The sequence below is a fragment of the Gemmatimonadaceae bacterium genome, from assembly GCA_035606695.1.
Lineage (GTDB): Bacteria > Gemmatimonadota > Gemmatimonadetes > Gemmatimonadales > Gemmatimonadaceae > JAQBQB01.
Genome location: DATNEW010000009.1, coordinates 103,609 through 120,735, shown reverse-complemented (window position 1 = coordinate 120,735; position 17,127 = coordinate 103,609). Strand labels below are relative to the sequence as shown.

General features: G+C 64.7%; 18 protein-coding genes. 12 read left to right on the top strand and 6 right to left on the bottom strand.

Going from position 1 to position 17,127, the window contains the following annotated elements; all coding sequences use genetic code 11:
* Positions 1-30 precede the first annotated feature (30 nt).
* Both ruvX and mltG read left to right on the top strand, forming a co-directional pair.
* The gene (gene ruvX, locus VN706_02945) at positions 31-453 is read left to right on the top strand and encodes a Holliday junction resolvase RuvX (GenBank protein ID HXT14561.1); all 423 of its coding nucleotides are present in this window, start codon (positions 31-33) and stop codon (positions 451-453) included.
* Positions 454-475: 22 nt separating this feature from the next.
* Positions 476-1,495 (top strand): endolytic transglycosylase MltG, encoded by a 1,020-nt coding sequence (gene mltG, locus VN706_02940; GenBank protein ID HXT14560.1) that lies wholly within the window; start codon positions 476-478, stop codon positions 1,493-1,495.
* Here the strand turns inward: mltG and VN706_02935 are convergent.
* Positions 1,460-2,245, bottom strand: a complete 786-nt coding sequence (locus VN706_02935; protein ID HXT14559.1) for an HD domain-containing phosphohydrolase — start codon at positions 2,243-2,245, stop codon at positions 1,460-1,462. The two genes, mltG and VN706_02935, sit on opposite strands and share 36 nt — an antisense overlap.
* A 48-nt stretch (positions 2,246-2,293) precedes the next feature.
* Complete coding sequence (locus tag VN706_02930; GenBank protein ID HXT14558.1) at positions 2,294-2,704, bottom strand: hypothetical protein; 411 nt, start codon at positions 2,702-2,704, stop codon at positions 2,294-2,296.
* 139 nt (positions 2,705-2,843) lie between these two features.
* Between VN706_02930 and VN706_02925 the strand changes: the two genes are divergently transcribed.
* Both VN706_02925 and VN706_02920 read left to right on the top strand, forming a co-directional pair.
* Positions 2,844-3,149: a hypothetical protein gene (locus VN706_02925; protein HXT14557.1), complete on the top strand. Its 306-nt coding sequence runs from the start codon at positions 2,844-2,846 to the stop codon at positions 3,147-3,149.
* A gap of 310 nt (positions 3,150-3,459) precedes the next feature.
* Entirely contained in the window at positions 3,460-4,626 is a 1,167-nt protein-coding gene (locus VN706_02920) for a class I SAM-dependent rRNA methyltransferase (protein HXT14556.1), read from the top strand.
* A gap of 15 nt (positions 4,627-4,641) precedes the next feature.
* On the opposite strand, the gene mutM is transcribed toward VN706_02920, so the two are convergent.
* On the bottom strand, positions 4,642-5,418 hold the full coding sequence (gene mutM / locus VN706_02915) for a bifunctional DNA-formamidopyrimidine glycosylase/DNA-(apurinic or apyrimidinic site) lyase (protein HXT14555.1): 777 nt from the start codon (positions 5,416-5,418) through the stop codon (positions 4,642-4,644).
* 91 nt (positions 5,419-5,509) lie between these two features.
* Here mutM and VN706_02910 point away from each other — a divergent pair, with 91 nt between their 5' ends.
* From VN706_02910 to VN706_02890, 5 genes are all read left to right on the top strand, one after another.
* Positions 5,510-6,481, top strand: a complete 972-nt coding sequence (locus VN706_02910) for a cation diffusion facilitator family transporter (protein ID HXT14554.1) — start codon at positions 5,510-5,512, stop codon at positions 6,479-6,481.
* A gap of 105 nt (positions 6,482-6,586) precedes the next feature.
* A complete protein-coding gene (locus VN706_02905) occupies positions 6,587-7,375 on the top strand; it encodes a hypothetical protein (protein HXT14553.1) in 789 nt (262 codons plus the stop codon).
* A 307-nt stretch (positions 7,376-7,682) separates the two neighbouring features.
* Positions 7,683-7,835, top strand: coding sequence for a hypothetical protein (locus VN706_02900; GenBank protein HXT14552.1), 153 nt, complete (start codon positions 7,683-7,685; stop codon positions 7,833-7,835).
* A 100-nt stretch (positions 7,836-7,935) separates the two neighbouring features.
* The gene (locus tag VN706_02895) at positions 7,936-9,036 is read left to right on the top strand and encodes a putative zinc-binding metallopeptidase (protein HXT14551.1); all 1,101 of its coding nucleotides are present in this window, start codon (positions 7,936-7,938) and stop codon (positions 9,034-9,036) included.
* A gap of 4 nt (positions 9,037-9,040) precedes the next feature.
* The gene (locus VN706_02890; GenBank protein HXT14550.1) at positions 9,041-10,024 is read left to right on the top strand and encodes an ATP-grasp domain-containing protein; all 984 of its coding nucleotides are present in this window, start codon (positions 9,041-9,043) and stop codon (positions 10,022-10,024) included.
* Positions 10,025-10,380: 356 nt separating this feature from the next.
* On the opposite strand, the gene VN706_02885 is transcribed toward VN706_02890, so the two are convergent.
* The gene (locus tag VN706_02885; protein ID HXT14549.1) at positions 10,381-11,751 is read right to left on the bottom strand and encodes a TldD/PmbA family protein; all 1,371 of its coding nucleotides are present in this window, start codon (positions 11,749-11,751) and stop codon (positions 10,381-10,383) included.
* The gene (locus tag VN706_02880; GenBank protein HXT14548.1) at positions 11,748-13,385 is read right to left on the bottom strand and encodes a TldD/PmbA family protein; all 1,638 of its coding nucleotides are present in this window, start codon (positions 13,383-13,385) and stop codon (positions 11,748-11,750) included. The genes VN706_02885 and VN706_02880 overlap by 4 nt, the downstream gene beginning before the upstream one ends.
* Before the next feature lie 163 nt (positions 13,386-13,548).
* Between VN706_02880 and tdh the strand changes: the two genes are divergently transcribed.
* Together tdh and VN706_02870 are read left to right on the top strand one after the other, a co-directional pair.
* Positions 13,549-14,574, top strand: a complete 1,026-nt coding sequence (tdh, locus tag VN706_02875; GenBank protein HXT14547.1) for an L-threonine 3-dehydrogenase — start codon at positions 13,549-13,551, stop codon at positions 14,572-14,574.
* A gap of 249 nt (positions 14,575-14,823) precedes the next feature.
* Complete coding sequence (locus VN706_02870; GenBank protein ID HXT14546.1) at positions 14,824-16,032, top strand: glycine C-acetyltransferase; 1,209 nt, start codon at positions 14,824-14,826, stop codon at positions 16,030-16,032.
* On the opposite strand, the gene VN706_02865 is transcribed toward VN706_02870, so the two are convergent.
* Positions 16,010-16,357 carry a hypothetical protein gene (locus VN706_02865; protein ID HXT14545.1) on the bottom strand — a complete coding sequence of 116 codons (348 nt, stop codon included), beginning with the start codon at positions 16,355-16,357 and terminating at the stop codon, positions 16,010-16,012. The two genes, VN706_02870 and VN706_02865, sit on opposite strands and share 23 nt — an antisense overlap.
* A 94-nt stretch (positions 16,358-16,451) precedes the next feature.
* Between VN706_02865 and VN706_02860 the strand changes: the two genes are divergently transcribed.
* Positions 16,452-17,117, top strand: a complete 666-nt coding sequence (locus VN706_02860; GenBank protein HXT14544.1) for a hypothetical protein — start codon at positions 16,452-16,454, stop codon at positions 17,115-17,117.
* The last annotated feature ends 10 nt before the right edge of the window (positions 17,118-17,127 follow it).

Here is a 17,127-nt window from a genome sequence, read left to right as displayed (position 1 = left end):
GTGCGAAGCGCCGCAGCGAGGAACAATAAATTGGATCGCGGACGCATACTCGCCATCGACTACGGCGAGCGGCGCATCGGCCTGGCGATCAGCGATCCGACCGGCATCATCGCATCGCCCGCGGGCGTGATCGTGCGGCGAGCGGGCAAGCGGCCGCCGATCGCCGAGATCATTCGTCGCGCCGTGGCGCTGGAGGCACGCGGGTTCGTGATGGGACTGCCGCTCGACGGCAACGGCGACGAGACGCCGCGCTCCACCGAAGCGCGCACCATCGCCCTCGAGCTCACGAAGCGCACCGGCATGCCCGTGGATCTCGTGGACGAGCGCTACACCACCGCCGCCGCGCTTCGTGCCGTGCGCGAGATGGGCGGATCGACCAAAGGCCGCAAGGGCGATGTCGACGCGCTTGCCGCCACGGTGTTGCTGCAACATGCGCTGCGTCTCGCGGGCTGAAGGCGCGTATCGCGTCCATCGCGTGCGTCGCATAGTGCGCGGCGTTGTGGCGACGACGATGTGTGCCATCGTCGCGGCGTGCGGCAGCGGTACCGGCGCTGCGGTGCGCGTCGCGATTCCCCCTGGTGCGACGCTGCGCATCGCGAGCGACTCGCTCGCGAAGGCCGGCGTCATTCGATTCCCCCGCCTCTTTCGCGTCTATGCCTCGGTGCGGCGCAGCGATCGCGGCATCAAGTCGGGAACGTACGCACTGCACAAGGACGCCGGCTGGGGCTTCGTGCTCGATGCGCTACGCGGCGGCAAAGGCATCGTCCACGTGGTCACGATTCCCGAAGGCTTCTCGTTGAGTCAGATCGCGGCCGCGGTCGCGGCGAAGCTCAAGGTCCCGGCGGACTCCGTGATGCGGGCGGCGAGCGACACCGCGCTCCTGCATCAGCTCGATGTGCCGACGCCGACGCTCGAAGGATATCTCTTCCCGGACACGTACACGTTCCAGGATGGTACCACCGCGCGCGCGGCGGTCGATGCCATGGTGCGGCGATTCGAGCAGGTGTGGAAGCCCGAGTGGACCGCGCGGCTCGACACGCTGCACCTCTCGCGAAACGACGTGATGGCGCTCGCGTCGATCGTCGAGAAGGAAGCAAAGGTGAACGAGGAGCGGCCGGTCATCGCGGCCGTGTACCTCAATCGGCTGCGCGACGGCATGCTGCTTCAGGCCGACCCGACGGTTCAGTACGCACTCGGCAAGCACGTGGCGCGAGTATTCTATAAAGATCTCGACGTCGACTCGCCGTACAACACGTACAAGCACAAGGGCCTGCCGCCGGGCCCGATCGCGTCGCCCGGGCGCGCGAGCATCGAGGCCGCGCTGTATCCCGCCAACGTGCCGTATGAGTATTTCGTCGCGTTTCCCGACGGCCATCACGAATTCCGCGCCGATCTCAAGTCGCACGAAGCGGCGAAGCTCGAGGCGCGGAAAGCGTGGGATTCGCTCGAAGCGAAGCCTCTAGCCCGTCGCGCGGATTCGACGCGATCCAAGTGACTCCGAGCGCCAGCGGAAGCTGACGTCGGGCACGGCTTCGCGGCGGCGTGCGCGGCGGCCGGAGCGCGTCTTCGTGTACGCGAGATGCACGCGCGTCATGCGCTCGATGACCGGAGGCAGGAGCGCGAGATCGAGCAGCTCGGGATCGAACTGTGTGCCGCGGCCGGCGGCGAGCACTTCGATGGCGTGTTCAACTCCCGCGGCGCCGCGATAGCTCCGGCTGTGCGTGATCGCGTCGAACGTGTCGGCGATCGCGACGACGCGCGCCTCGATCGGAATGCGTTTGCCGCGCAAGCGCCGCGGGTACCCGCTGCCGTTCCAACATTCGTGATGCGAAAGCACGCCGTTCGTGAGCTCCGGATAGAATGGCTCGAGCGGCGCCAGCACTTCCGCCCCGCGCCGCGGATGCGTGTCGATCAGCCGCCGCTGCGCGGGCGTGAGCCGCGTGCCTTCATGCACGATGTCGAATAACGCTTCGTGGATCTTCCCGATGTCGTGAAAGAGGGCGACACGCTCGATGCACTTCTGTTGTCGCGCGTCGAAACCCGCGGCGTCGGCAATGATCAGCGACATCGCGGCGACGCGGCGGACGTGCATGCCCGTATCCTGATCGTTGGCTTCGATGGCGTTGAGCAGCGTCTCGAGCGCGGCGGCGGCGAAGCGTTCGAGCGCGTTCCGGCTCCGGCGCTGGTGTTGGATGAGCGCGGCCGCGGCGCTGGCTCCGAGGGCAATCGACAAGCGTGAGTTCATACCGCGCTCGAAGGGCAAGAACCGGGCTGAGCGCCGCCGGCGGTGCCCTCAGCGGCGCTTCGTGTCCCTGGGGCCGCTGGTGTCCTTTGTGTCTTTTGTGTCTTTTGTCTCCTTCGCGTCGTCCCCTGTGTCGGCGAACAACCGGCTGGCGACTTCGCGCACGCGGCGCTGGCGGATGGCGTCGGTGCCGACGGATTGGATGTAGCGCTCGAGCAGCGCGATGGCCGCGTCGACTTCCGCCGGCCGCACGGACGAGCTGTCGGGATGGCGCTGCCGCATGAACCACGCGGTGAGCTTGAGACGCGTCTTCTGGTACGGCTCCCGGCCGCGGAGGAAGCTGTCCAAGCCGCTCTTGCTCACGCCGATCTCGTCGGCGACGGCGCGCAGCGACGTGTCGTCGACGCGCCGCTGGACGAGGCGACGGATGGCTGTCGTGTCGAACTGCGGCCTACCCGGCATTGACGTTCGCCGAGTGGGCGCCTAGCCTTCTGTCCGAATCTTGTCCGAATGCGTGATGATTACACGGGTGAGCTTACGCGGTTCGTGGGCGGTGGCGCAACAGCAGGTACGGCACACGGTCGAGCGGAGATGTCGGCCAATGGGATCGACAGCGAAAATGCGCGCGGCGTTGCGAGCGAAGCGGATCATTGCAGCAGCCTACTCGGTGCCTGGACGTCGAGGCAACCTGTGTCCGCTGCGCTATGAGTTGCTCGCGTCCGGCGTTGCGGTGCTCGTCGCTCGGCGACGAAGCGACGACGTCGTGGTGATCCGCGTCGCGGTTCGACTGCCCGATGGGCGCGTCAAGCAGTTGCGCGGCGAGTCACGGGTGGGGATCAAGTCGCCGCGCGAGGTGATCGCGTATTTCGAGACGTTGTACGCCAAGTACGGAGCGCCGCGTGGTTGATCGCTGCAGCGGGTGCGGCAACCGCAATGTGCCGACGGAGATGTTCCGGTGCACATGGCCGGACGGGCGCGTGACGTTGGACCGGCACTGTCACGTGTGCCGGTTGACGTGGCATCGTCAGCTGAGGGCGCTGGGCGCCGTGTTGGAGCGTGTGGACGGTGACGAGGGGCCACTCCAGGATGACCAGAGTGCGAAATCGCCCAGGATCGTGTGATCGGGCGCCGGCGTGTTGTCCGAGGTGGAAGCTCGCTACACTCAAGACACGCTCGCCCCACTCGATTCACTCGCCACAACCGACGCACCCGCTTTCATGTACGACGTCGCCGTCGTCTCCGCCAAAGGCGCACGCCGCTGGCAACAAGGCCACCCGTGGATCTACCGCAGCGACATCGAACGACGCCCGAGTGCGCCCGCCGGCGCCGTGCGCGTTCATGGTTACCGCGGCAAACCCATCGGCGTCGCCCTATGGAGCCCGTCGTCCGAGATCGCGCTGCGCATGGTCGACCACTCCGCTGACGCCGAGCTCGACGCCGCATGGTGGCACCGGCGCATCAGCGCGGCGGTCGAGCGGCGGCGACCACTCGCCACCGTCGCAACCGCCTACCGCCTGATCCACGGCGAAGGCGACGCATGCCCCTCGCTCATCTGCGATCGATACGACCGCTGGCTCGTCGTTCAACTCATGAGCGCCGGCGTTGAAACGTTTCGCGACCAGATCGTCGACGCGCTCACCGATCTCATACAGCCCGCCGGCATTCTCGCGCGGAACGACGTCGCGCTCCGCGCGAAAGAAAACTTGCCCGTCGGCGTCGAGCTGCTGCGCGGCGACGTCCCGCAAGAGATCGAGGTGAGCGAACACGGCATTCGCTTTCTCGCCGCGCCGTGGCGCGGCCAGAAAACCGGCGCGTTCCTCGATCAACGCGAGAACAGAGTGCTGATCGGCGGCCTCGCACGCGGCCGCGCGCTCGACTGCTTCAGCTATCACGGATCCTTCGCGCTCCATCTCGCACGGCACGCCGACTCCGTGATCGCGCTCGACAGCTCCGCCGACGCGCTCGTGCGCGCAGGAGAGAACTGCGCGCGCAACGGCATCGCGAACATCGAGCTCCTCGAGGCCGACACGTTCGACTACCTCCGCGAACGCCAATCAGCCGGCGATCGATTCGACACGATCGTGCTCGACCCGCCGGCGTTCGCCAAGAACAAGCCGTCGCTGCCGGCGGCGATCCGCGGCTACAAGGACATCAACCTGCGCGCGATGCGCCTGCTCTCCCGCGGCGGCCTCCTCTTCAGCGCGAGCTGCAGCTTTCATCTCACCAAGCCGCTCTTCCTCGACATGCTGCGCGACGCAGCCGCCGACGCGGGCCGTCGCATGGCGCTCCGCACGATCACGACGCAGCCGCTCGATCATCCGGAGGTCGTGACGATTCCGGAGACCGGGTATCTGAAGGGCGCGTTGTTGGAGGCGCTGGATTGATTCGCCGGTAATCCGTTACCCGCGCTGGCACTTCGGGCAGAAATACGTCGATCGTCCCGCCTGAACGATGCGCTCGATCGGCGTCTTGCACCGGCGACACGGCTTGCCTTCGCGATCGTATACCGCCAACCGCGACACCGACGCGTCCGTATACCGCGCACCGGTCGCGCGATCGATCACCTTCCGGATGTCCGCAAGCAACGCCGTCAACTGCTTCGTCGTGAGCGACGACGCCGCCGTTGTCGGCGAAATCTTCGCATGCCACAACGATTCCGCCGCGTAGATGTTGCCGAGCCCGGCGATGACGCGCTGATCGAGGAGCACCGGCTTGATTGGACCACGCCGCTTCGCGAGCGCGGCATGGAGATACTCCGCCGTCAACTTGGGATCGCCGGGCTCGAGCCCCAAGCCGAAGGCGAGGTCGGCGCCTCGCGGATGCACGTCCACGGTACTCAAGGCGCGCGGATCGTTCAGGACGACGCGCGAGCCATCGTCGAACGCGATCGTCGCGCGCGCGAAGCGCGGCAGATCGTCGCCGTCCCGATCCATGAGCCAGTCGCCCGTCATTCGAAAGTGGGCGTGAATCACGCGGCCGTCGTCGAGCATGAACAGCTGATGCTTGCCTCGCCGCTCCACCGATTGAACACGCGCACCGCGCAGCGAGCGCAACTTTGCGGGCGACACGCGACGCTTGAGCGACGGATGCAGCAGCTGGACGCGCGCGATCCTCTTGCCCGCGGCGGCGGCGCGCAGGCGCCGAACGGCACTTTCGACTTCCGGTAGCTCGGGCATTCACGCTCCGCACCGGCACGAGCTCGCGCTTCGTGCGCGTTCATGGTTTTCATGGTTGACCAGCGATTCACGACCCAACCAACTTGCACGCGTGGACTCCTCGACTCAATCGGGCGCGGCGCGACCGCGACGCGGCGGCAGCGGGAACGGCCATGGCAGTCATGGCAGCCATGGCAGCCATGGCAGCATCGGCGAAGTCTCCGCCGCGCTCCGCGCTCCCGGCGTTCGACGAACGCTCATCGTCGTTCTCGTCCTCAACGCTGTCGTCGCACTGATCAAGGTCATCATCGGGTTACGCACCGGCGCGCTCACCGTACTCGGTGCCGCGCTCGAGTCGGCGCTCGACATGCTGAACAATCTCATCGGCGTCATGCTCGTCGACGTCGCGGGCCGCGCACCGGACGAAGATCACCCCTACGGCCACGACAAGTTCGAAACACTCGGCGCCCTGGGCATCGTCGGCTTTCTGTCGATCTCGTGCTTCGAGCTGCTGCGCGAAGGCGTGACGGCGCTCATGTCGCGCCGCCCGCCGCATACGATTCATTCGATCGACGTCGCCGTCATCACGCTCACGCTCGCCGTGAACTTCTTCGTCGTCGCGTACGAGCGGCGGCGGGCGAAACAGCTTGCCAGCGCGTTTCTGCTCGCCGACGCCGCGCACACCGCGAGTGACATTCTCGTCACGCTGCTCGCGGTCGGTTCGTTGGCACTCTCGCGCGTTGGTTGGCCCGCGCTCGACGCGACGCTCGCCATCACGGTTGCGCTCATCATCGCGTGGAGCGGCTGGCAGATTCTTCGACAGTCGATTCCGATTCTCGTCGACGAGCGAGCGATCGATGCCGGCGAGCTGCGCGGTGTCGTGCTGGGCGTGCCCGAAATCCGCGACGTGCGCAACGTGCGCTCACGGTCGACCGCGTCGGGCCAGCTCTTCGCCGAAGTGACCATCGCCGTATCCGGTGCGACGCCGGTGGACGAAGCGCATCGGCTGGCGGATGCCGTCGAGGCGGCGATCGAGCGTGAGTTCGGTACATCGCAAGTCACGGTGCACATCGAACCGGATTAGCGATGGGCGATGGGCGATGGGCGATGGGCGTTGCGATATCCGGCCTTGCATCGTCGGGACCGAGATCTACCTTACGCTCCATCTCTCCACCTTTCCCGCGGTAGCATGGGCTCTTCTCAACGACCGACACGCTCGCTCCGGCACGAATACGAGCTGTTTGTCGAACAAGAAATAGAGAACTACAAAGAGTCGGTGCCGCGCAGCGTTCTCCTGTGCATCGGTGACGAGGCGGTCTCGTCGTTGTCCGCGCAGCCGCAGTTCGCGCTCACCGAGTTGCTCTTGTGCGAGGAAGTGGATCGCATCATCGTGCGCCGTCTGCGGCTGCCGACGTACGATTCGTGGCGCCGTCGCCGGTTGAAGCTCATCGACGAGCTCCGCCGTCCCGAGCATTGGGGACTTCGGCCCGACGACGTCCTGGTGCGGGCGTTCCCGCGGTCTTCGCAGGGCCAGGTGCTCGTCGCCGGCGCCAACGACGAAGTCTCGGCGCTCTATCTCGCGGCCAACGGCTGCGACGTCACGACCATCACGTCCGAGTTCGATACGGTCGAGCGGGTCATGCAGGCCGCGATCGGCGCCGGCCTCGCGGGGCGGGTGCACGCGCAGATCGGCGACCTGTCGTCCTGGACGCCGGAGCGTCCGCTCAATGCGGTGATCGTGAATCTGGCGGCGCTCGACGAGTTGTCGTCGGACGAACGGGCCCGCGTTATCGAGGTGCTGCAGAGTGCAACGCTCGACGGGGGCGTGCATCTGGTGCAGACGCTTGCCGCGTCGGGAAAGTCGACCGGCGCGCCGTTGCTCGACGAGCTGCGGACTCGGTATCGCGATTGGGAGGTGACGGTGGAGCGGGCGGATGGGCGAACGCGGACGTTCGTGGCACGGAAGGGGGCGGCCTGAGCTGTGTGTCGTTTTGACACAAGCGTGTCAAAATGCTTGTGTCATTTCACTACAGCGCCGGCGCATTCCGCCGGCGATTTGATTTTAAATAACTGAAATACAAGCACTTACAACGCGTGCCATTCCTGGCATCGTCAGTGCTTTAGCTCCCACGCGCGACAGCACATTGAACACGTTGAAGGCCGCACCGCGGAATACCACCCGGTGCACCAGCGTGGCCCGATGCGGCGAACCGTTCTCGTCGCCGGGCCACGCTTTTCAGCTCGGTTCATCTCCATTTCATCTCGACCTTTTCGTCATTCTATATATGAAGGCAAACGCGGCAAACATCACCAGCGAAGAACCGATCGGCATCGTCATCTCCCGCGGACCGCGCCAGGAGCACACCCCCATGGTGCTTGCGTACGTCTGGGGCCCGGCGCCCGAAGGCGACGACTCGCCGGACACCAAGGCGGCCTAGCCCTAAGCCGGCGCGTTCGCACTCCGTCGAAGCAGACAATCCCAGCCCCACCCCTGGCAGCCCGGCATCCTCGCCGGGCTTTCGCTTTTCACGCCCTTTCATGGGCTCGGTCCTTGCGCGCACGACGGTCGTGATCGGTGAAACGCGCGAAGCGGGCAAACGGGATTCGACCAGCGAAACCAGCGAAACCAGCGAAACCAGCGATGCCGACTGGGAACGCGAACGGGCCGCGCTGCTCGGGCGCAGGATCTCGGACCTGGGTCTGAGCATTCGCAACTCGCGCGTCGAGCATCTCGTCGACGCGCTCTACCGCGAGCTCGGCGCCAAGGACATCGCCTTTCGTCCGCCGGTCTACCTCAGCGATCAGTGGGGCTGCCCCGACGGCACGCCGCTCATCGGCGTTCCCTTCTACCTCGCCGACGAGCGCCTCGAGCGCATCGAGGCCGAGATGTCGGCGGGCGTCGAGGACGATGCCGAGGCGATGCGGTACATGCGCCACGAATGCGGGCATGCGATCAACTACGCGTTCAGCCTGTACGAGCGTCCCGAGTGGAAGGCGGCGTTCGGCTCATTCGCCAAACCGTATCGCGAGCGCTATCGCGCGGACCCCTTCTCCCGCAACTATGTCCGCCACATTCTCGGCTGGTACGCGCAAAAACATCCCGACGAGGACTTCGCCGAAACCTTTGCCGTATGGCTGACGCCGGATCTCGACTGGCGCCGCGAATACGCGGGCTGGCCGGCATTGAGTAAACTCGAATATGTCGACGCCGTGATGCGCGAGATCGGTTCGCTCTCTCCCGCCGCGCCGTCGCCGACCGACGACGATCTGCCGGTGGAGGCGATGCGCTATACCGTGGCCGACCACTACGCGGAAAACGAGGACCGGGCACCGATCGAGGACGATCGCCAATTCGACGGCGATTTGCGGCGCATCTTCCTCTCCACGCCCGAGGCGCCGAGTGGCGAAGAGGCGCGTTCGTTCGTGCACCGGCACTATCGGGAGATCGTGTCACGCATCGCGTACTGGACGAGCGAGCCGCCGAGCGTGGTGCGATCGTTCGTCGATCATCTCGCGCGGCGGGCAACGGACCTTGGCCTGCGCGTCGGCGGGCTCGAGGCCTCGACGCTCATCGAGCTGACGGCGTTCGGTACGGCGGTGGTGATGAATCACCGGCACACGCGGACGATGGGCCGATGACCTCATGAAGCTCGTGCTGCTGCACACCGCGGACGCGCTGGAACCGCCGGTCGACCCCGTGATCGAACAATTGACGTCCACGCTCGAATCGCTCGGCCATACGGTGGCGGCGATCGTCGTGGACAAGGACGTCGAGCCGGTGGTCGATGCGCTCAGGCGCGAGCGCCCGGAGCTCGTCATCAACATCGCCGAGTCGTTTGGCGGCAAGAGCGCGCTCGAATCGAACGTCGCGGCGCTGCTCAACCTGCTCGGGCTTCGGTACACGGGATCGAGCCCCGCGGGATTATTGCTGGCCGGCGACAAGACGCTCACGAAGAAGGTGCTTCGCTTTCACGGAATTCAAACACCGGAGTTCGCGACGTTGTATCGCGGCGCTGTGGATTGGGCGGGCAACCTGTCGTTTCCGGTGATCGTGAAACCGCCGCAGGAGGATGCATCGCTCGGCATCACGTCGGCGTCGGTGGTGCGGGAGATCAAGGATCTCTTCGCGCGCATCGACGAGTTACAGTCGGAGTACCAGCAGCCGGTGCTCGTCGAGCAGTTCATCGATGGGCGAGAGTTCTACGTCGGCGTGCTCGGCAACGTGAGCGCGGAAGCGCTGCCGGTGATCGAGTTGGATTTCAGCGGATTTCCGGCGGACAAGCCGCGCATCGCGAGTTGGGAAGCGAAGTGGGGCGACGACGGCGAGGGATCGGGTGCCGAGTATGCCGGCACGCGATCGATCTTTCCGAAGGGGCTCGACGCGGAGCTCGAGGCGCGAATGCAGACCGTTGCCGTCGAAGCGTTTCATGCGCTGCGGCTGCGCGACTATGCGCGCATCGATCTTCGGGTGGCGGCGAGCGGCGAGATCTATGTGATCGAGGTGAATCCCAACTGCTATCTCGAGCGGGAGAGTGAGTTCTCGCGCGCGGCGCGGCAGCATGGGCTGGCGTACGACGGGTTGATTGGGCGAATTGTGGAATTGGCGGCGGCGCGGTATGCGCGTTGAGCGACGGCGAAAACAAGAAAGCCGGCGATTGCTCGCCGGCTTTCTTGTTCTTACAACCTGCTACGCGCGACTAGCGACGGCTCTTCTTGGCCGACTTGCGTCCGCCCTTCTTCGCGCCGCGCTTGGCGCCGCCCTTCTTCGCGCCCTTTTTCGCGCTCTTACGACCCTTTTTTGCAGCCATGATGAAGATCTCCGTAATGGAGGTTCTTGCTCTCGGCCGATTCCCCGGTGAATCGGCGAGACGACGGTTTTTCAACCGTCGCTACACTCATCTCCGCGGAGACGAGTGAAGTCTTGTGAGTCATGCCTTCTCGCTACGGCGCTACGCACCTTCGCTCGAAGTACCGTTGGTACAGTCAGACCGCATCACTGAGGCTCGTAAAGTTGAAGTCTCGGACTTTCAACGGCGGAACTACAATCGCCTGGCCCGGCTCGCCCCCTTCGCTTGCGCTCACGCGCTCGGGAACGCCCATCGCTTCCAGGTTGTTCAGCATGAAGATCGGCGAATCGTTGAAGCGAAGATTCTTCACCGGCTTCGTGATCTTGCCGTTCTCGATCAGGAACGTTCCGTCGCGCGTCAGGCCGGTGTAGAGAATCGTGCGTTGATCCACCGGCCGTAGATACCAGAATCTAGTTACCAACAAACCACGTTGTGTCGAGCGAATCAAGTCCTCGAGCGATGCGGAGCCGCCGTTCATCCTGATCGAACCACCGGCTCCGGTCGGCGCGCGTCCGACTTTCTGCGCCCAATATCTATCATAGTCGAGGTTTTTCACAACACCATTTTCAATCCATACGACGCGTTGCGTCGGCAGTCCGTCACTACTGAATGGCGAACCCGCCACTTCCGGATCGAACGGATCGGACGTGATGGTCACGCGTTCGTCGACAACTTTCTGCCCGATTTTATTCTTTCCACCGGGCGATGAGAAGAACGAACGACCTTCGTCGGCCGCGCGAGCATTGAGCGCGCGCGCGATGAATTGCACGAGATTTCCCACGGCGGTGGGCTCGAACACGACGGTGTAGCGTCCGGGTTCGATTGCGACCGGATTCGTCGACGTGCGCGCTTTCGCCGTTGCGCGAGCGCCGAGTGCGGCAGCGTCGATGCGGCTCCAATCGTGATGCGTGGCGCCGGCCCAACCCGATCCGGTGCCGTCGGGTGTGCGCACGGTCGTCGTGAGCACCGAAGCCGTTGAGCGATTGTAGGCGAAGAGTCCTTTGCCGTTCGCGATCGCCTGTGCGCCGGTGATCGCCTCCATGAATCCCGTCGAGACGAGTCCAGCGGCCTTCGCGGGTTCGGTGATGCGCCTTACCGCTGTCGCGCGCGAGGCGGGATCGAGCGATGCGGTTGCATCGCTCCAATTGACGCCGGGTTGATACGTCTGCGGTCCGAGCTCGGGCATCGCCTCGGGATCTTCGGGACTGAGCTTGGCGACGCGTTCCGACATCTGAACCGCGGCGCGCAATCCGGCATCGTCGAGCTGATTCGTCGACGCCGATCCGCTGCGTTTGCCGAACTTGCTGATGACGTTGACGACGGAGTCGAACGCATCGCCGCCGGTGGAGATCTGATTCACCGCGAACCGCGTGTTGCTGACGTTGCTGCTCGTGATCAGCACGCGGGTCTCGTCCGCGCTCGCGAAGGACAGGGCTCGCTTGGCGATCGCCTCGCATTCCTCACGCGAGAGATAGCGCGCGCTGATCGCGAGAGAGCGAAGCGTCACGCGCTGCGTCCGGTGTTGATGACGTTCACGTTGCGAAAGCGAGTCACGGGTGCGCCGTGGCTCACCGCGTTCACCTGCACCGGTTGCCCCTTTGCATCGCCGAACGCGCCACCCAGGTGGTAGCTCTTCGCGCCGCCGATCATGTCGAGCGAGCCCCAGAATTCGGGCGTCCGCATTTGATACGCGACGTCCTTGAGCATTCCGGTGATCTTCCCGCCCTTGATCTCGTAGAACACCTGCCCGCCGAACTGCGCGTTGTAGCGTTGCTGGTCGATCGAGAACGAACCGTCGCCGATGATCGCGATGCCGCGATCCGTCGCCGCGATCAGATCGTCCCAGCCGAGATCCTTGTCGCCGGGGAGCAGCGACACGTTCGGCATGCGCTGGAATTGCACCGCCGCCCACGTCTGCGCGTACGAGCAGCCGTGCGACCGCGTGGGTATCCCGCGCTTCTTGTAATACCAATCGAGCCAGAGCGCCTGCTCGCGCGTCGTGTGATAATCGACGAACGTGCCGCGCTTGACGATGTCGAAGTCTTCCGGCTGAACGCCTTCGTCATCCCACCCGCAGGCGGAGAGCGAACCCTGCTGGGTGCGATCGCCGCGAATGTTCATCAACTCCGAACCATACTTGAGGGTGCCGAGCACTTTCTCGGGCGGCGCGACGAAGCTGGTGCCGGCGTAGTTCGCCTCGTAGCCCATCGCGCGATCGAGCTCGGTCGGATGCGCCACCGACTCGTGAATCGTGAGCCAGAGATGCGACGGGTGCAGCACGAGGTCGTAGCGCCCGACGTCCACCGACTTGGCGCTCAGCTTCTGCACGGCCTCGTCGGCCCAGCGCGAGGCATTCTCGACGAGCCTGGCGTCGCGCACGTGCTCGTAGCCCAAGCCACGTGGCGCGACGTCCACCGATTGCCGTGTGGCGAAGTCACCGTTCCCGGTAGCGGTGACCGTCATGGACGGCTCGGTGCGATAGATGACCTGAAACGTGAACGATCCGTCGGTCGAGGCGAACGTTTTTTCTTCGCGCAGGAAGAACATGCTCGAGCTGACGAAGCGAGCGCCTTTGACGGCGAGTGCCGCCTTGTTCGCGGCGAGCAGCAGTCCGACCTTGTCTTCGATCGCGACGTCGAATGGCTCGATCTCGATGGGGCTCTTCCACACGCCGTTCGCGACGACGGGCGCCGGCGCGAGCACGACGGGCCGCACGAGCGCCGAGCGATTGGCGCGTGCTTGAGCGACGGCTTGTTTCGCGACGCGAGAGACTTCCTCCCGCGTCAGATCGCGGCTCGCGGCGAAGCCCCACGATCCATTGACGAGTGTGCGCACGCCGAAGCCGTAGGTCTCGTTGTCGGCGATGCCGGCGACGCGTTGTTCGCGCGTGGAGACGTTCTGATTGCGATTGCGGACGAAGCGCACGTCGGCGTAATCGGCGCCGGCGCTCTTCGCCGCGTCCAGCGCCACGGCCGCGAGCTCTTTGATGTTGGGCTCGGCGGCGATCGGCGCTGCGTACGGATTGAGCGGGGAGACGAGAGAGTCGGCCGCATTGCGACCGGTGAGGAAGCTGCCGGCGAGACCTGCCATCGCCGCGGATGTCGACGCCGACTTGATGAACTCTCGTCGCGTTTGACCCACCAATTATCCTCGTGCGCGGAGATAATTACTCTCACGCGAATATAGGAACGGCGTAAATCACATGCAATAGACGAACCAGTGCATCGCGCATGCGCGCCGACGCGCCTAGCTTTGTGGTGCACCACGTCATCATCGTCGCAGCACCCATCGACAGGAGAGCAGCGTGAAAGCGCTGGTGAAAGCATCGGCCGCGCCCGGATTCGTGTTGCAGAACGTTCCCGAGCCGGCCATTCGTGACGACGAAGTCTTGATTCGCGTGAAACGCGCCGGCGTCTGCGGCACCGACGTGCACATCTACGAGTGGGACGCGTGGGCGCAAGGACGCGTCAAGCCGCCGACGATCATCGGTCATGAATTCGCCGGCGAAGTCGTGCAGGTCGGCAAACTCGTCACCGACGTTCGCGAAGGCGATCGGGTGACGGCCGAAGGACACATCGTCGATGGACGCTGCCTGCTCTGCCGCACCGGCAACTCGCACGTCTGTCCGCACACGAAGATCATCGGCGTCGATCGCGACGGATGTTTCGCTGAATACATCAATATGCCCGCAACGAACGTGTGGCATCTCGATGACAACGTTTCGTTCGACGTCGGCGGCATTCACGATCCGATGGGCAACGCCTTTCACACGGCGCTGACGGCGGACATTCCCGGGGCGACGGTGCTCGTCACCGGCTGCGGACCGATCGGCATCTTCGCCGTCGGCATCTGCAAGGCGGCTGGCGCGTCGCGCATCATCGCGTCCGACGTCAACGACACGCGACTGGCGCTGGCGAAGCGGATGGGCGCGAACGACATCGTGCATCCTGACGAAGCGGAAACCGTCGTCAAGCGGTACACCGACGGACTCGGCGTCGACGTCGTGCTCGAGATGTCGGGCGTGCCCGCCGCGGTGCACCAGGCGTTCGCGCTCGTCCGCGTCGGCGGCCGCGTGCAGATGCTCGGCATTCCCGCCAAGCCGATCGACATCGATTTCGCGACGGAGATCATCTTCAAAGGTCTGACGATCTACGGCGTGGTCGGCCGCCGCATGTACGACACGTGGCTGATGATGACGCGCTTTCTGCGCTCCGGCCAGTTCGATCCGACGCCCGTCATCACGCATCGTTTTCCGCTCGAGGCGGCCGATGAAGCGATGCGCGTGATCAAGTCGGGTGAGGCGGGCAAGGTCATTTTCGAAATTGCGTGAACGGCGGAAACAGCGGGCGCACGCTGACTAACGCTGACACGGCACGGGCTCACGCGAACAACACCAGAACACCAGAACACCAAAAGAAAAGAGAAAACGATGGCCCGTGCGCCCCGCATCTCGACCGGTCACACCCATTCTGGTCTTCGTCCGCGTTAGCCCGCGAAGTGTCCGCGTGAGTCCGCGTGCGCTCGGTTTTTTGTTTTCGCTATAGAATCCATAGTTTGCGTACACCACCGGAGCACACTCTTGGCACTCAACACCGAATTCACCAACGGCCTCGAGCAAGTCATCGATCAGCTCAAGGCCGATCGCGTCTACAAGCGGCTCAACTACCTCGACTCCCCGCAGTCGGCGCACGTGCAGATGGAAGGCCGCGGCGACATTCTCATTCTCTCGTCGAACAACTACCTCGGTCTTTCCGACGAACCGTCACTGATCGACGCGGGCATCGACGGATTGAAGAAGTGGGGTGCCGGAACCGCGAGCGTACGCTTCATCTGCGGCACCTACACCATCCATCGCGAGCTCGAGCACGCGCTCGCGCGGTTCGTCGGCACGGAGGCATCGCTCTCATTCGTCGCCTGCTGGAACGCCAACGAGGCCTTCACCGCCACGATCGCGCAGGAGGGAGACTTCATCATCTCCGACGCGCTCAATCACGCGTCGATCATCGACTCGATGCGCCTCGCCAAAGCGATCAGCAAATGCACGACCGGTGTGTACAAACACGCCGACATGGATGATCTGCGCGCGAGGCTCAACGAGCAAAAGAGCGCCAAGCGCCGCTTCATCTGGACGGACGGCGTGTTCTCGATGGAAGGCGCGATCGCCAAGTTGCCGGACATTCTTCAGATCGCGCGCGACACGAACTCGATCGTCGTCATGGACGACTCACATTCGACGGGCGTCCTCGGCAAGAACGGCCGCGGCACCGCGGAGCATTTTGGCGTGGTCGGCGAGGTCGACGTGATCACATCGACGCTCGGCAAGGCACTCGGCGGAGCGGCCGGTGGCTTCGTCGCCGGGTCGGCGGCAGTCGCCGATTATCTGACGCAGCGCGCGCGCCCGCAGCTCTTCTCCAATGCGCTGCCGACGACCGTGGCGGCGAGCGCGTTGCAGGCGGTGCGCTACGTCGAAGCGCATCCCGAGCGCGTGCAGAAGCTGCGCGACAACACGACATATTTCCGCGAGCAGATCATCGAAGCGGGATTCAAGCCACTGGCCGGCGAAACGCCGATCGTGCCGATCATCGTCGGTGAAACGGCGGCGGCCATTCAGATGAGCGACCTGCTGCTCGAGGAAGGCGTGTTCGTCACCGGGTTTGGATTTCCGGTGGTTCCGCAAGGCCAGGCGCGCGTGCGTTGCCAGATTTCAGCCGGCCACAGTCGCGACGATCTCGATCAGGCCATTCGCGCGTTCAAGAAAGTCGGCGCTACACTCGGCATCGTACGGTGATGATGAGCCGCTTGTAGCTGGCGACGTCGTCTCCGCCAATCTGTGAGACGACGGCGCCACAGCGGCCGCCTTGCAGCATCCACGGCACCAGCCACGTGTTCACGTCCGGCGAGAGGTGCCCCACCACGTCGCCGCCCGGCGCGTGCACCCAGACGTTCGGTTCGTCGGTGCCTTCAGGATCGGGCACGAGAATCAATTGATCGCCGGCGCGCAGTCGATGCAGCACATCCGTGCGCTGGCCGAAGACCGTCCCGTAGACGGGCGTCTCGAATTGGCGGCTTCCGGGGAGGATCGACGACATCACTCGCAATGTGAGGTGGATCACATGGCGATGGGAGGTGGGCGTGACCCTTTGGACCCTTTTTCGTCCGATTCAGAGAGCCGAAAGTTCGGCCCGCTTCTCATCGCCGAGGTTCCGAATGCGAACGATCCGTGCCCTGACGATCGCCACTGCGGTGGTCATGGTGCTTCCGACAATTGCTGCCGCGCAGGGCGGGCGTCAGTTCAGAGATTCGTGGTTCTGGGGTATCAAGGGCGGCGGCTTCACCTTCGCCGACTCCGCCCAGAACACGAAGAACGCGCCGATGGGCGGCGTCGAGTGGCTCATCACGCGGTCGCACGGCGGACTGTACATCTCGGCGGGCCAGGCCTTCTTCACGACACAGACGCTGACCCTTCACGATCCGCTTGCGCCGCAGGACAGCGGCTTTCGCGCGATCGACCTGAAGAATTTGCGGAAGGTGGACGTGGCGCTCATGGCGTTCCCGGGCGACCACATTCACTTCCATCCCTATGCCGGCGCCGGTTTGACGCTCGATGAGATCAGCAGTGCGGTGCCGCGCCCGCCGTTCGGCACGCCCGATCAGTTGGCGTTTGCCGACACCGTGATTCAGAACCAGAAGGTTGGCTTCACGCCGTTCTTCGTCGCCGGCGCGCAGTGGCGTCTCCGCTGGTTCTCGGTCTTCGGCCAAGGCACGGCCAATCCAGCGCAGAAGAGCTTTCTCCTCTACAACGGCAAGCCGTGGAACTTCACGTATGAATTCGGCCTGCGGTACAACGTCGGCACGTCGATCGATCGTTCGTAAGTTCTAAAGC

Bases quoted from the DNA above. Each gene is read 5' to 3' on its own strand.
- VN706_02935 (HXT14559.1), bottom strand. From the start codon at position 2,245: ATGAACTCACGCTTGTCGATTGCCCTCGGAGCCAGCGCCGCGGCCGCG.
- mutM (HXT14555.1), bottom strand. From the start codon at position 5,418: ATGCCCGAGCTACCGGAAGTCGAAAGTGCCGTTCGGCGCCTGCGCGCC.
- VN706_02895 (HXT14551.1), top strand. From the start codon at position 7,936: ATGGGCTCGGTCCTTGCGCGCACGACGGTCGTGATCGGTGAAACGCGC.
- VN706_02890 (HXT14550.1), top strand. From the start codon at position 9,041: ATGAAGCTCGTGCTGCTGCACACCGCGGACGCGCTGGAACCGCCGGTC.
- VN706_02900 (HXT14552.1), top strand. From the start codon at position 7,683: ATGAAGGCAAACGCGGCAAACATCACCAGCGAAGAACCGATCGGCATC.
- VN706_02860 (HXT14544.1), top strand. From the start codon at position 16,452: ATGCGAACGATCCGTGCCCTGACGATCGCCACTGCGGTGGTCATGGTG.
- VN706_02920 (HXT14556.1), top strand. From the start codon at position 3,460: ATGTACGACGTCGCCGTCGTCTCCGCCAAAGGCGCACGCCGCTGGCAA.
- VN706_02930 (HXT14558.1), bottom strand. From the start codon at position 2,704: ATGCCGGGTAGGCCGCAGTTCGACACGACAGCCATCCGTCGCCTCGTC.
- VN706_02905 (HXT14553.1), top strand. From the start codon at position 6,587: ATGGGCTCTTCTCAACGACCGACACGCTCGCTCCGGCACGAATACGAG.
- VN706_02925 (HXT14557.1), top strand. From the start codon at position 2,844: ATGGGATCGACAGCGAAAATGCGCGCGGCGTTGCGAGCGAAGCGGATC.